Source organism: Catellatospora sichuanensis, from assembly GCF_007483665.1.
GTDB classification, from domain to species: domain Bacteria; phylum Actinomycetota; class Actinomycetes; order Mycobacteriales; family Micromonosporaceae; genus Catellatospora; species Catellatospora sichuanensis.
In genome coordinates this window covers 214,261-228,372 of the sequence record NZ_VIQO01000002.1, presented here as the reverse complement: position 1 = coordinate 228,372, position 14,112 = coordinate 214,261, and the positions used below count along the sequence as shown (strand labels likewise).

Here is a 14,112-nt window from a genome sequence, read left to right as displayed (position 1 = left end):
GACCCGCTGTCGAGGTCAGCTGCTCAGGCTCAGAAGCCCGGGCCGTGCGAGTGGCCGTGGCCGTGGCCGCCGTGGCCGTTGCCCGCGGGCTCCGCCTTGGCCGGCTTCTCGACGATCAGGGACTCGGTGGTGAGCAGCAGGCCGGCGATCGACGCGGCGTTGATGGCCGCGTTGCGGGTCACCTTCACCGGGTCGACGATGCCGGACTTGACCAGGTCGACGAACTCGCCCTTGGCCGCGTCGAGGCCGGTGCCCCACTCGCTGGCCTGGACCTTCTGCACGATGACGTAGCCGTCGTGACCGGCGTTCTGCGCGATCCAGCGCAGCGGCTCGACCAGCGCCTTGCGCACGATCGAGACACCGACCTTCTCCTCGCCGGTGAAGCCCAGGTCGTCGTCGAGCACGCTGACGATCTGAGCGAGCGCGGCGCCGCCACCGGGGACGATGCCCTCCTCGACGGCCGCACGGGTGGCCGCGATGGCGTCCTCGATGCGGTGCTTGCGCTCCTTCATCTCGACCTCGGTCGCGGCGCCGACCTTGATGACGGCGATGCCGCCGGACAGCTTGGCCAGGCGCTCGCCCAGCTTCTCCTTGTCCCAGTCGGAGTCCGAGGCCTCGATCTCCTTGCGGATCTGCGAGACGCGCGAGTCGACCTCGTCCTGCGAGCCGCCACCGTCCACGATCGTGGTGGTGTCCTTGGTGATGACGGCGCGGCGCGCCGAGCCGAGCTGCTCCAGGGTGACACCGTCGAGCTTGTAGCCCAGCTCGGGAGCGATCAGCTCACCGCCGGTGAGCACGGCGAGGTCCTGCAGCATCGCCTTGCGGCGGTCGCCGAAGCCGGGGGCCTTCACCGCGGCGACCTTGACGGTCTTGCGGATCGAGTTCACCACCAGCGTGCTCAGCGCCTGGCCGTCGACGTCCTCGGCCACGATCAGCAGCGGCTTGCTGGTCTGGAGAACCTTCTCCAGCAGCGGCAGCAGCTCCTCGATCGAGGAGATCTTGCTGGTGGTGATGAGGATGTACGGGTCGTCCAGCACCGCCTCGCCCGACTCGGGGTCGGTGACGAAGTGCGGCGAGATGAAGCCCTTGTCGAACTGCATGCCCTCGGTGATGTCGAGCTCGGTGGTCATGGTCGAGCCCTCTTCGACGGTGATGACACCGTCCCGGCCGACCTTGTCCATCGCCTCGGCGATCAGCTCACCGATGGTGGAGTCCTGCGCGGAGATCGTCGCGACCTGCGCGATGTCCGACTTGTCGGCCACCGGGGTGGCCTTGGCCAGCAGCGCGTCGCTGATCTTGGTGACGGCCGCGTCGATGCCGCGCTTGATGCCCGCCGGGTTGGTGCCCGCGGTCACGTTGCGCAGGCCCTCGCGGACCATCGCCTGGGCCAGCACGGTGGCCGTGGTGGTGCCGTCACCGGCGACGTCGTTGGTCTTGGTCGCCACCTCCTTGACCAGCTGCGCGCCCAGGTTCTCGTACGGGCTCGACAGCTCGATCTCCTTGGCGATGGTGACGCCGTCGTTGGTGATCGTGGGCGCGCCGAACTTCTTGTCGAGGACCACGTTGCGGCCCTTGGGGCCGAGCGTGACCTTGACGGTGTCGGCGAGTGCGTTGACACCGTGCTCCAGCAGGTGCCGCGCTTCGTCGGAGAAGGCAAGGATCTTAGGCATCAATCGTCTCCCTTAAACGTCACGATGCCCCGGCCCGCCCGCGAGGGCGTGCCGGGGCATCGCACGGATCACTTCTCGACGACCGCGAGGACGTCGCGGGCGGAGAGCAGCAGGTACTCCTCGCCGGCGTACTTGACCTCGGTGCCGCCGTACTTCGAGTAGATGACCTTGTCACCCACCTTGACGTCCACCGGGATGCGGGTGCCCTTGTCGTCGACGCGGCCGGGGCCGACAGCGAGGACGGTGCCCTCCTGCGGCTTCTCCTTGGCGGTGTCGGGGATCACGAGGCCCGACGCGGTGGTGGTCTCAGCCTCGTTCGCCTGGACCAGGATCCGGTCCTCGAGCGGCTTGATCGCAACCTTCGTCGCGGTAGTCACGAGCATACCCTCCTGGGGTATAGCCCCGGGTTCTCGCGGCACGAGACCCGGGTGTTGTCTTCTGGTCAAGTCTTTGCCCGAACGCAGCCGTCGTCGCGGGTGTCGGCGTCGCCGGGCGGGTCATGCGTTAGCACTCTGCATGGCAGGGTGCTAACTCCGAACATTATGCCGCGTCTAGCACTCAGTCAAGGAGAGTGCCAGCCGCCACTAGGTGAATTATCCGATTCACCTGGTGTCCAGCGCTCAGCGGGGGCGTGTCGCGGCCGACTGTGACGTCGTCGATCCGCCCGCCGACGCCGTCCGAGGCGGCCCGGACCGCTGCCGAGAGCCCGCCGAGGTCGCGCAAGGCCACCGCCGAGAGCCGCCGACGCCGAGAGCCGCCGAGGTCGTGCAAGGCCACCGCGGGGAGCCGCCGTCGCCGGGAGCCGCCGGCGTCGCTGCCAGAATGAGGCCGTGGATCTCGAACAGCTGGCGCAGCTGCGTACCCCCGACGGTGTGGCGGCGCTGGACCTGGCCGCGGAGCTGGCCGGGACGGACGAGCTGGCCGCCGCCTCGGCGCTGCGGGCCCGCGGCGTGCCGCCGGGCCTGGCCGCCGCCGCGCTCACCCAGGTCGCGCTGCGCCGCCGGGCGTCGGCCAAGTTCGGCGCCGACGCCGGGCAGGTGTTCCTCACCCGCACCGGGCTGGAACAGGCCACCCGCGAGATCGTCGCGAAACGCCGCGCGGCCCGGCTGCGTGCCGCCGGGACGACGGCGCTCGCCGACCTGGGCTGCGGCCTCGGCGCCGACCTGCGCGCCGTCGCCGCCACCGGCATCCGGGCGTACGGCGTGGACGCCGACCCGCTGACCGCCGCCTGCGCCGCGCTCAATGCCCCCGAAGCGACGGTGACCTGCGGCGACGCGCGCGACTTCGACCTGAGCCAGGTCGACGCGGTGTTCTGCGACCCGGCCCGGCGCAGCGGCGGCCGGCGCGTGTTCCGCCCCGAGGACTACTCACCGCCCTGGGACTGGGTGGTGTCCCTGCCGCAGCGGGTGCCGCGCACCGTGCTCAAACTCGCCCCCGGCATCGACCAGGCGCTGCTGCCCGCGGGCTGCGAGCTGGAACTGGTCTCCGTCGACGGCGACGTGGTCGAGGCCGCCGCCTGGTGCGGCCCGCTGGCGAGCACGCCGCGCCGAGCCACCGTGTTCCGCGACGGCGTCCCGTACGAACTCACCGGGACCGGCGAGCAGGCCGCCCCGGTCGCCCCACCCGGCCGCTACGTCACCGACCCCGACGGCGCGGTGGTCCGCAGCCACCTGGTCGCCGAGTTCGCCGCCGCCCACGACGGCTGGCTCGCCGACCCGAACATCGCGTACGTCTGGTCCGACACCCCGATCGCCTCCCCCTTCGGCCGCTGCTTCGCCGTCGACGACGTCCTCCCGTTCTCCCTGAAACGCCTGCGCGCCACCCTCCGCGACCGCCAGGTCGGCCGCCTCGAGATCCTCAAACGCGGCAGCGCCCTCGACGTCGAACAACTCCGCCGCGACCTCCGCCTCACCGGCCCGAACCCCGCCTCCCTCCTCCTCACCCGCACCTCCACCACCCCCCTCGCCATCCTCGCCACCCCGGTCGCCCCGCCCGGTTGATCATGAACTTACGGACGTGCGGCGACGGCGTACCCCCACCCTGCCGCCGTGATCACCGAGCGCCACGCCGGGGCGGCGCAAGCAGCGGGGCGGCCAGGCCGGTGGGCACACGGGCGGCCCGGCGGCGCAGCGGGGTGGGACGCGCGGGCGGGTGAGCCGAGGCCCGGCGGGAGGCGGCGGTAGCATCGCGGCGTGGCCAGCCAGGGGACGCCCGCGACAGCACTGCTCACGAAGCAGAAGGTGAAGCACACGCTGCATCCGTACGAGATCTCGCCGGACTCCCCCAACTACGGCGCACTGGTCGCCGACGCCATCGGCGCCGACCCGGCACGGGTGTTCAAGACGCTGGTCACCGAGGTGGACGGCGCGCTCACCGTGGCCGTGGTGCCGGTGACCGGCGAGATCGATCTGAAGGCCCTGGCCACGGCGGCCGGCGGCAAGAAGGCGGCGATGGCCGACCGCGACCTGGCCGAGAAGACCACGGGGTACGTCCGCGGTGGCATCAGCCCGCTCGGCCAGCGCAAACGCCTGCCCACGGTGATCGACCAGTCCGCCCTCGACGGCGACCTCATCTACGTCTCGGCCGGCAAGCGCGGTCTCCAACTCCGCCTGGCCCCCACCGACCTGGTCCGCCTCACCTCGGCCACCCTCGCCCCCATCGCGCGCACCTGACCCGCGCCGGGACGCACCGGCGCCCACGCGTGGTCACGGCCCTGGCCCGACCGACACCTCGCCGTTCTCCTTGATGATCCGTTTTTGTGGACGCTGGATGCCCCCATAGGGACAGTCAGCGTCCACAAAAACGGATCATCACCCGCAGGCTCCACGATCATGTCCGCTTTGTGGCAGTCTCGCGGCGCCCGAGGGCGGCCTGCGCGCGGCAGCCGCCGAGCCGAAGGCTCGAGCCGCGACCGGCCGCGCCCACCGCCGCCGCCCGAACCGCCGCCGCCGCCGCCAAGATCATATTTGTCCTGCGCGAAAGGCGTGTCCAATTGCCGGGATTGGGCATCTCGTGACCTGTCATCGCCCAAGATCTGCGGGCCGGGAAAGGGCAGCGAGCGGGCGGGTTACGGGGACGTTGCTGAATTGTTATTGCCAACAACAAACCTTGGGCTTGCGCGTTTGTATTTGTTGCGCATACGTTGTCGCACACAACAAAACCCCGTGTGACCGGCCTCACGCACTGATGAACGCTGTTGGACTCGCCTGGTCCCGGAACCCGGCGGGGCCGCCCGCACCACCTGAATACACACCCCTGAATCCGAGAGGATTTGAGCAACGATGCGCAAAGGGATCCTGGCTGTAACCATGACCGGCCTGATGGCCGTCACCGGTTTGGCCGCCTGTGCGGAAGACGCCCAGCCCGGCGACTCGAAGACGCCCTACATCGGCGTCATCCTGCCGGACAGCAAGTCCTCGGCCCGCTGGGAGACCGCGGACCGCAAGTACCTGGAAGAGGCCTTCAAGGCCGCGAATGTCAAGTACGACATTCAGAACGCCCAGGGTGACAAGACCCAGTTCCAGAGCCTCGCCGACCAGATGATCACCAAGGGCGTCACCGTCCTGGTCATCGTCAACCTCGACTCCGGCACCGGCAAGGCCGTGCTGGACAAGGCCGCGGCGCAGGGCATTCCGACGATCGACTACGACCGGCTCACGCTGGGCGGCAACGCGAAGTACTACGTGTCCTTCGACAACGTCGCGGTCGGCCGCCTGCAGGGTGAGGGCCTGGTCAAGTGCCTCACTGAGAAGAACGTGAAGAACCCGGCCATCGCGCAGCTCAACGGCTCGCCGACGGACAACAACGCGACCCTCTTCAAGGAGGGCGGCGTGTCGGTGCTGAAGCCGAAGTACGACGCCAAGGACTACACCCTCGTCGACGACCAGGCCGTGCCGGACTGGGACAACGCGCAGGGCGGCGTGATCTTCGAGCAGATGCTGACGAAGGCGAACGGCAAGATCGACGGCGTGCTCGCGGCGAACGACGGCCTGGGCAACGCGGCGATCTCCATCCTGAAGAAGAACAAGCTCAACGGCAAGGTCCCGGTCACCGGCCAGGACGCGACCGTGCAGGGCCTGCAGAACATCCTCCTCGGCGACCAGTGCATGACCGTGTACAAGGCCGTCAAGAAGGAGGCCACCGCGACCGCCGAGCTGGCGATCGCCCTGGCCCAGGGTCAGACCAAGTCCGTCTCGCAGACCACCAAGGACTCCGAGACCGGCAAGGACGTGCCCTCGGTCCTGCTGGAGCCGCAGGCGATCTACTTCAACAACGTGAAGGACGTCGTCACCGACGGTTACGTCACCAAGGCAGAGCTGTGCACCGCCGACTTCGCGGCCAAGTGCACCGAGGCCGGCATCAGCTGACCTGCACGCTCAACCAGAATGTGGTCCCTGGGGGTCGCAAGGCACCCCGGGGACCACGTCTGTGGAACAGGCAGTAACCCCTCGAACGGAGCGCCCGGATGGGAACCCCTCTACTCGAACTGCGTGGGATCAACAAGAGCTTCGGCCCGGTGCAGGTGCTGCGGGACGTCGCTTTCACGGTCCACCCAGGCGAGGTAACCGCACTCGTCGGCGACAACGGCGCCGGCAAGTCAACGCTGGTCAAGTGCATCGGCGGGATCTACCCCATCGACTCAGGCGAATACCTGATGGAGGGTAAGCAGGTCCACGTGCACAACCCCCGCGACGCCGCGAGCCACGGCGTCGAGATCGTCTACCAGGATCTCGCTCTCTGCGACAACCTGGACATCGTCCAGAACATGTTCCTGGGCCGCGAACGGCGCAGCGGCATGATCCTCGACGAGCCGACCATGGAGCAGCTCGCCCAGCAGACCCTGGCCAGCCTGTCCGTACGTACCGTGAAGTCGGTGCGGCAGCGGGTGGCCAGCCTCTCCGGCGGCCAGCGGCAGACCGTGGCCATCGCCAAGGCCGTGCTCTGGAACAGCAAGCTGGTCATCCTCGACGAGCCGACGGCCGCCCTCGGCGTGGCGCAGACCCAGCAGGTGCTGGAGCTGGTCCGCCGCCTGGCCGACAACGGTCTGGCCGTTGTACTGATCTCGCACAACATGAACGACGTGTTCGCTGTCTCCGACCGGATCGCGATGCTCTACCTGGGACGAATGGCGGCCCAGGTGAAGACGTCGGACGTCACCCACTCGCAGGTGGTCGAGCTGATCACCTCCGGCCGCAGCGGCGCGCTGGGCCTTGCCGAGGAAGGAGCCGCAGCGTGAGCGCGACCACCACGAATTCGTACGAGGCGGCCAAGGTCGCCACCCCGGCCAAGGACGACGGCGGCCTCTGGGGCTACCTGCGCAACTACGGCCAGCGGGTGCGCGGCGGCGACATGGGCGCGCTGCCGGCGGTGCTCGGCCTGATCGTGCTGTCGGTCATCTTCTCCGTCGCCCAACCGTCCTTCTTCACCGCGTTCAACTTCGCCAACCTGCTGACGCAGGCAGGGCCCATCGTCGTCATCGGCATGGGCCTGGTCTTCGTGCTGCTGCTCGGCGAGATCGACCTCAGCGCGGGCTACGCCTCCGGGGTCTGCGCCGCGGTGCTGGCGATCCTGCTGACCACGCACGGCTTCCCGTGGTACGTCGGCGTGGCCGCGGCGGTCGTCACCGGTGTCGTGATCGGCCTGCTGCTGGGCTTCCTGGTGGCGAAGGTCGGCATCCCCTCCTTCGTGGTCACCCTCGCGGCGTTCCTGGCCTTCCAGGGCACGGTGCTGTGGCTGCTCAAGGAGGGCACCAACATCTCGGTCCGCGACGAGGTCATCATCTCGCTGGAGAACGAGTTCATGCCGCCGATGGTCGGCTGGGCCCTGGGCGCGCTGACCGTGCTCGGCTTCGCCACCACCCAGCTGATCCAGCAGCGCAACCGCCGCCGCCGCGGGCTGCCCGCGCTGCTGTGGCAGGTCGTGGCCTTCCGCGTGATCGGCCTCGCCGTCCTGGTGGGCCTCGTGGTCGCGGTGCTGAACGAGGAGCGCAGCCGCAACGCGCTGTTCTCGCTCAAGGGTGTGCCGATCGTGGTACCCGTCGTCGGCGTGCTCCTGCTGCTGTGGACGTTCGTGCTGCGCCGCACCGCGTTCGGCCGGCACATCTACGCCGTCGGCGGCAACCGCGAGGCGGCCCGCCGGGCCGGTATCGCCGTGGACCGCATCCGCATCTCCGCGTTCGTCATCTGCTCGGCGATGGCAGCGGTCGGCGGCATCCTGGCCGCCAGCATGGCGCGTTCCGTCGACCCGAACACGGGCGGCTCGAACGTGCTGCTGTACGCGGTCGCCGCGGCGGTCATCGGCGGCACCAGCCTCTTCGGCGGCAAGGGCCGGGTGCTCGACGCGGTGCTCGGCGGCCTGGTCATCACGATGATCATCAACGGCATGGGTCTGGTCGGCTGGAGCTCGGCGTACAAGTACATCGCCACCGGCATCGTGCTGCTGCTGGCGGCGAGCGTGGACGCTTTCTCGCGCAGGCGTTCCGCCGCGAGCAGCTGAACCGACGTACGCCAGTAAACGGGAGAATCATGCGAGCGGGACCGAGCCAGGAGGAGATCCGGCGGCAGAACCTCGGCGCGTTGCTGCGGTTCGTGCACGTGCGCGGCTCTATCTCCCGCGCCGAGCTCACCTCCGAACTCGGTCTCAACCGCTCCACCATCGGCGCCCTCACCGCTGACCTGGCCGCTGTCGGCCTGGTCAGCGAGGAGGCGCCGCGGGAGACCGGCCGGGCCGGCCGCCCGTCGCTGGTGGTGCGCCCGTCCTCGGAACTGGTCTACGCCTACGCCGCGAGCGTGGAGGTGGACCGGGTCCGGGTGGCGCGGATCGGGCTGGGCGGCGTCATCCTGGACCAGCGGGAGGCGCCGCGCCCGCGCGGCGAGGCCATCGAGGCGGTACGTCCCGTGGCCGAGTTCGTCGCGCAGATGGCCGAGCAGGTCAAGCCGCAGGCCCGGTGCATCGGAGCCGGCATCGCCGTGTGCGGGCTGGTCCGCCGCGAGGACGGCCTGGTCCGGCTCGGACCGCACCTGGGCTGGCTGGACGAGCCGCTCGGGCACGCGCTGCAGGACCGGCTGCCCGACCTGCTGCCGCAGGTCGCCGTCGGCAACGTGGCGGACCTGTGCGCGCTCGCCGAGCACACCCGCGGCGTCGCCGTGGGCTGCGACAACATCATCTACATGTACGGCGACGTCGGCGTCGGCGCGGGCATCATCGCGGGCGGGCGCCGGGTCACCGGGCACGGCGGATACGGCGGCGAGGTCGGCCACATGGTGGTCAACCCGCACGGCCGCCCCTGCGGCTGCGGCTCCCGCGGCTGCTGGGAGACCGAGATCGGCGAGCATGCGCTGCTGCGCGCCGCCGGCCGGGACACCGCGCTGGGCAGCGAAGCGGTGCTGGCCGTGGTCGAGGCCGCCGCGCGCGGCGACGCCACCGCCCAGGTCGCGGTACGCCAGGTCGGCGACTGGCTCGGCTTCGGCGTGGCCAACCTGGTCAACATCTTCAACCCGGAACTGGTCATCTTCGGCGGCACGCTGCGCGACGTGTACCTGGCCTCGGCGGCGCAGGTGCGCAGCCGGCTCAACAGCATCGGCCTGCCCGCCACCCGCGAGCACGTCCGGCTGCGCACCCCCAAGCTGGGCGGCGACGCGGCCCTGCTCGGCGCCGCAGAGCTCGCCTTCGAGCAGCTGCTCGCCGACCCGCTGGGGTGAATACCGGCCGGTAGCACAAACCATCCAGCACAATGGATGGTTGTGCCGGCCCCTTTCCCGCCCCGCCGCCTGCCCGGCCTCGCCGACGTCCCGCACGCGATCCCCTACCAGGGCAGCAAACGGCAGCTCGCGCACGCGATCGTGCCGCTGCTCCCGCCGGACACCGCCCGGCTGCTGGAGCCGTTCGCCGGGTCGGCCGCGGTCGCCATCGCCGCCCGCCACCTGCGCATAGGTGAGACCGCCGAGATCAGCGACGTGAACGAGCCGCTGATGCGGCTGTGGCAGCGGGTGCTGGCCGAGCCGCTGGCGCTGGCCGCCGACTACGAACGGCTGTGGCACGAGCAACTGAGCGACCCGAAGGCGTACTACGACGCGGTGCGCACCCGCTTCAACGAGACCCACGAGCCGCACTGCCTGCTCTATCTGCTCGCCCGCTGCGTCAAGGCGGCGGTGCGCTACAACCGCGAGGGCGGCTTCAACCAGGGCCCGGACCGTCGGCGGCTGGGCGCGCGCCCGGCCGCGATGCGCAGCCGGCTGGCCGCCACCGCCCGCGTGCTGGCCGGCTGCCGGGCGCACACCGCCGACTACGCCGAGGTGCTGAGCCGGGCGCTACCCGGGGACGTGGTCTATCTCGACCCGCCCTACCAGGGCGTGAGCCAGGCCCGGGACCACCGGTACATGTCCGGGCTGCCGCGCGAGGCCTTCGTGGCGCGACTGCGCGAGGCGGTCGGGCGGGGCACGTCGTTCCTGCTGTCGTACGACGGCCTGTCCCGCGACGGCAGCACCGGCGAACGCAGCTACGGCGACCCGCTACCGGCCGACCTGGGCCTGCTCCACCTGCACCTGGACGCGGGCACCTCCTCGCAGGCCACCCTCAACGGCAGGCACACCCGCACCGTCGAGTCCCTCTACCTCTCCCCCGCCCTGGCCACCCGCCTCGGCGGCCCCGACGCGGTGCACGCGGCCCTGACCGGCACGCCCGCCCCTCCCGTGCCCGCTTGATAGACGTTGGCCTATCTCATCGAGTTTTCGAAGATCGAACTCGACCAGATAGGCCAACGTCTGTTGAAAGCCATGCGCGGACGCCCCGGTCAGGACTGCCAGGAGCGCCAGAGGGCGGCGTAGGAGCCGTCGGCCGCGACGAGTTCGTCGTGCGAGCCCAGCTCGGCGATGCGGCCGTCCTCGACCACGGCGACCCGGTCGGCGTCGTGGGCGGAGAACAGCCGGTGCGCGATCGCGATCACGGTCCGGCCGTCCAGCACCGCGGCCAGCGAGCGCTCCAGGTGCCGGGCCGCACGCGGGTCGATCAGCGAGGTGGCCTCGTCCAGCACCAGCGTGTGCGGGTCGGCCAGCACGAGGCGGGCCAGCGCGAGCTGCTGTGCCTGCGCGGGCGAGACCTCATGCCGCCCGCCGCCGACCTCGGTGTCGAGGCCTTCGGGCAGCTCGTCGACCCAGTCCAGGGCGTCGACGGCGGCCAGCGCCTCGCGCAGCCGCTCCTCGGACGCGTCCGGCCGGGCCAGGGCCAGGTTGTCGCGCAGCGTGCCCACGAAGACGTGGTGCTCCTGGGTGACCAGCGCGACGTGGCCGCGCAGCTCCTCCAGCGGCAGCTGGACCAGCGGCGCGCCGCCGACGGCGACGGTGCCGGTGCGCGGGCCGTCGATGCCGGCCAGCAGCCGCCCCAGGGTCGACTTGCCCGCGCCGGACGGGCCGACCATGGCCAGCCGCTCGCCGGGCGCGATGGACAGGTCGACGCCGTGCAGCACGTCGCGGCCGGCGGTGTACGCGTAGCGCACGTCCGTCGCGGTGAGCCGTTCCGAGTCGGGGCGTACGCCGGTGACCTCGCGGTCGTCGGCGATCTCGGCCACGCCCAGCAGGCGGGCCAGCGACGTCGCGCCGACCTGCAGCTCGTCGGCCCAGCCGAGCAGCCGGTCGATCGGCTCGATCAGCTGCTGCACGTAGAACACCGCCGTGACGACCACGGACAGCGGCACCCAGCCCTTGATGTAGAACCAGCCGCCCAGGAACAGCGTGGCCGCCACCGGCAGCGTGAAGCCAAGGTCCACGATCGGCCAGAAGAAGGTGCGCAGCCGCAGCGTGCCCCGCTCGGCCCGGTACTGCTCGCGCAGGTCGTGGTCGGTGCGGGCGATGCGGCGCGCGCCGGTGCGCAGCGCCTCGGTGGTGCGCGCACCGTCGAAGGTCTCCGTCAGCCCGTCGATGACCTCCGAGGAGGCGGCGTTCTCGCGCAGGTAGGCCTTGGGCGCGCGGCGCAGGTACCAGCGGGCGCCGCCGACGATGATCGGTGCGCCGATCAGGCAGGGCAGCGCCATCAGCGGCGACAGCCAGACCAGGGCGGCCGCCGTCAGCACGAGCGTGATCAGGGCGATCAGCGTCTCCGGTACGCCGCGGCGCATGCTGTGCGACAGCTGCGCGACATCCCGGCTGGTACGCGTGACGAGGTCGCCGGTGCCCGCCCGCTCCACGATGGACAGCGGGATGGCCAGCACCCGGTCGACGAACTCCTCGCGCAGCTCGGCCAGCACCCGCTCGCCCAGCGTCGCCGAGGAGAACGCGGCGAACCGGGTCAGCACCGCCTGCACCAGTACGAACGTCACCAGCGCGAGGGCGATGCCGTCGACGGCGGACAGCGTCATGCCACTGCCGATGCCGCCGATCAGCCGCCCGAGCAGGTAGGGCGTGACCAGGCCCGCCAGCGCGGCGAGCCCGTGCAGCACGACCACCCGGGCGAGCGCGGCGGGATGCCGGCCGAGCAGTTGCCGGGCATACCGGCGCACCGCGGCTGCGTCCGCGACCGGCAGCTGCACCCTGCTCATGCTGTCTCCTGCCCGTTCACGTCGGTGCCTGTCGCCCGCGCGGCGCTCGTGCCTGCTCGCTGCCGCGGCCCATCGTCCCGCCCGATGCGCTCGATCACGCGTCCACGCTCCTCGTCACCACGGCGCGGTAGCGAGGCTCGCTCGTCAGCAGCTCGCGGTGGGTGCCCTCGGCGATGACCTTGCCGTCGTCGACGAAGACGACGTGATCGGCCTGGTCCAGCAGCAACGGGCTGGTGGTGGCGAGCAGCGTGGTGCGACCCCGGCGGGCGGGGCCGATGCGGCGCGCGATCCGGGCCTCGGTGTGCGCGTCGACGGCGCTGGTCGGCTCGACCATGATCAGGATCGGCGCGTCGGCCAGCAGCGCCCGGGCCAGCCGCAACCGCTGCTGCTGGCCGCCGGAGAACTCCCGGCCGCGCTCGGCGACGAACGCGGCCAGCCCGGACGCTGGTGGGGAGTCCTCGGGGGTCCGCCGTCCAGGCGGGCCGCCGGGACGAGCCACTTGCGGAGGCAGCGCGTCGAGGATCTCCTCCGCGCTGGCCGTACGCAGCGCCGACATGATCTGCTCGTCGCCGGCCGCCCCGGTGGGGTCCAGCTCCTCGCGCAGCGGGCCGCTGAACAGCCGGGCGTTGTTGTCGGCGACCAGGATGCGCGCACGCACCTCGTCCCGGGTCGCGGCGGACAGCGGCACCCCGCCCAGGGTCACCTCGCCCTCGGCGTACCAGCCGAGCCGGTCGGCGATCTCGATGGCGTCCTCGGGCCGGTCCGCGGCCAGCACGGTCAGCACGCCAGGCCGCAGGGACAGGCCGGACTTCACGTCCACCAGCGTGCCGTGTTCGGGCAGGGCCCGCGGTGACGCCGGGGCGGTGATCTCCGGTTCGAGCCGCAGCACCCTGAGCACCCGGCCCGCCGAGACGTGGCCGCGCGTCATCTTCTCCAGCATCTCCGCGAGCGTGCGCATCGGCATGACCAGGAACGCGGCATATCCGTAGAAGGCCGCGAGGTCACCCGGTCCGATCTCCCCGGCGACCGCGAGCCGCGCGCCGAGCCAGGTGACCAGGGCCAGGAACAGTCCGGGCATCAGCACCTGGATCGACTCCAGCAGCGAGTCGATGCGCGCCGCCCGAACCCCGGCCTCGCGCAGCTGCTGCGACTGGGTCCGGTAGCGGTCGGCGAAGACCTGCTCGCCGCCGATGCCGCGCAGCACGCGCAGGCCGGCGACGATGTCCACGGCCCGGCCGGTGAGCGCGCCCTGCTGGTCGCGATACGCCTGTTGGCGGCGGTGCAGCGGCTTGATGAGCAGGCTCACCACGGCCATCTGCAGGGGCACGCCGAGCAGCACCACCAGGCCGAGCTTGACCGACGCGGTCAGCAGGATGACGGTGACGGTGATCAGGCTGACGATCGCGGCCGAGCCGCGCGCGGTGATGTCGAGGGCGTTGCCGATGTGGCTGGTGTCGGCGGCGCCGATGGCGACGACCTCGCCGGTGGCCATGCGCTTGGGCAGCGTCGCGCCGAGCCGGTTGGCGTGCCGCACCACGGCCTGCACGGTGCGGAAGTTCGCCGACATCCAGTTGAACACCGCGTTGCGGTGGCGCATGATGCCGCTGCCCGCCTGCACCAGCCCCAGCAGCAGGAACGCCCCGGCCCAGCGGGCCAGGGCGGAGGTGTCCTTGGTGGTGATGCCGGCGTCGATCGCCTTGCCGATGACCATGGGTATCAGCGCACCCACCAGCATCCAGGTGATGCCGAAGAACATGCCGAAGCCGAGGGTCCGGAACTGGTGCGAGGCCAGCCACCACAGATACCGGGAGGCTGACCTGCTGTCGGGGGTGCCGGGATCGGCCAGAGGTAAGGAACGCATAGCGGCGCTGACCTTACTAGGCCCGCCCGGTCGGGCGCCAGCGATTTTCC

Annotated in this window: 11 protein-coding genes; 7 read left to right on the top strand and 4 right to left on the bottom strand. The window is 71.2% G+C overall.

Going from position 1 to position 14,112, the window contains the following annotated elements:
• Positions 1 to 29: 29 nt before the first annotated feature.
• Together groL and groES are read right to left on the bottom strand one after the other, a co-directional pair.
• Positions 30 to 1,670 (bottom strand): chaperonin GroEL, encoded by a 1,641-nt coding sequence (groL, locus tag FLL47_RS18715; protein WP_144121815.1) that lies wholly within the window; start codon positions 1,668 to 1,670, stop codon positions 30 to 32.
• 68 nt (positions 1,671 to 1,738) lie between these two features.
• Complete coding sequence (groES, locus tag FLL47_RS18710; RefSeq protein WP_186315790.1) at positions 1,739 to 2,053, bottom strand: co-chaperone GroES; 315 nt, start codon at positions 2,051 to 2,053, stop codon at positions 1,739 to 1,741.
• 447 nt (positions 2,054 to 2,500) lie between these two features.
• On the opposite strand from groES, the gene FLL47_RS18705 reads away from it, so the two are divergent.
• The 7 genes from FLL47_RS18705 to FLL47_RS18675 all read left to right on the top strand — a co-directional run bounded on the left by FLL47_RS18705 (position 2,501) and on the right by FLL47_RS18675 (position 10,372).
• The gene (locus tag FLL47_RS18705) at positions 2,501 to 3,670 is read left to right on the top strand and encodes a class I SAM-dependent methyltransferase (protein ID WP_144121814.1); all 1,170 of its coding nucleotides are present in this window, start codon (positions 2,501 to 2,503) and stop codon (positions 3,668 to 3,670) included.
• Positions 3,671 to 3,862: 192 nt separating this feature from the next.
• Positions 3,863 to 4,342, top strand: a complete 480-nt coding sequence (gene ybaK, locus FLL47_RS18700; RefSeq protein ID WP_144121813.1) for a Cys-tRNA(Pro) deacylase — start codon at positions 3,863 to 3,865, stop codon at positions 4,340 to 4,342.
• A 609-nt stretch (positions 4,343 to 4,951) separates the two neighbouring features.
• Entirely contained in the window at positions 4,952 to 6,037 is a 1,086-nt protein-coding gene (locus tag FLL47_RS18695) for a sugar ABC transporter substrate-binding protein (protein ID WP_144121812.1), read from the top strand.
• A gap of 98 nt (positions 6,038 to 6,135) precedes the next feature.
• A complete protein-coding gene (locus FLL47_RS18690) occupies positions 6,136 to 6,906 on the top strand; it encodes an ATP-binding cassette domain-containing protein (protein ID WP_144121811.1) in 771 nt (256 codons plus the stop codon).
• Positions 6,903 to 8,165, top strand: a complete 1,263-nt coding sequence (locus FLL47_RS18685) for a sugar ABC transporter permease (RefSeq protein WP_425457722.1) — start codon at positions 6,903 to 6,905, stop codon at positions 8,163 to 8,165. The genes FLL47_RS18690 and FLL47_RS18685 overlap by 4 nt, the downstream gene beginning before the upstream one ends.
• A gap of 29 nt (positions 8,166 to 8,194) precedes the next feature.
• Entirely contained in the window at positions 8,195 to 9,370 is a 1,176-nt protein-coding gene (locus tag FLL47_RS18680) for an ROK family transcriptional regulator (RefSeq protein WP_144121810.1), read from the top strand.
• 42 nt (positions 9,371 to 9,412) lie between these two features.
• The gene (locus tag FLL47_RS18675; protein ID WP_186315789.1) at positions 9,413 to 10,372 is read left to right on the top strand and encodes a DNA adenine methylase; all 960 of its coding nucleotides are present in this window, start codon (positions 9,413 to 9,415) and stop codon (positions 10,370 to 10,372) included.
• A gap of 89 nt (positions 10,373 to 10,461) precedes the next feature.
• Here the strand turns inward: FLL47_RS18675 and FLL47_RS18670 are convergent, their stop codons facing one another.
• Together FLL47_RS18670 and FLL47_RS18665 are read right to left on the bottom strand one after the other, a co-directional pair.
• A complete protein-coding gene (locus FLL47_RS18670) occupies positions 10,462 to 12,201 on the bottom strand; it encodes an ABC transporter ATP-binding protein (RefSeq protein ID WP_144121808.1) in 1,740 nt (579 codons plus the stop codon).
• A gap of 94 nt (positions 12,202 to 12,295) precedes the next feature.
• Positions 12,296 to 14,062, bottom strand: a complete 1,767-nt coding sequence (locus tag FLL47_RS18665) for an ABC transporter ATP-binding protein (protein WP_144121807.1) — start codon at positions 14,060 to 14,062, stop codon at positions 12,296 to 12,298.
• Positions 14,063 to 14,112: the final 50 nt, after the last annotated feature.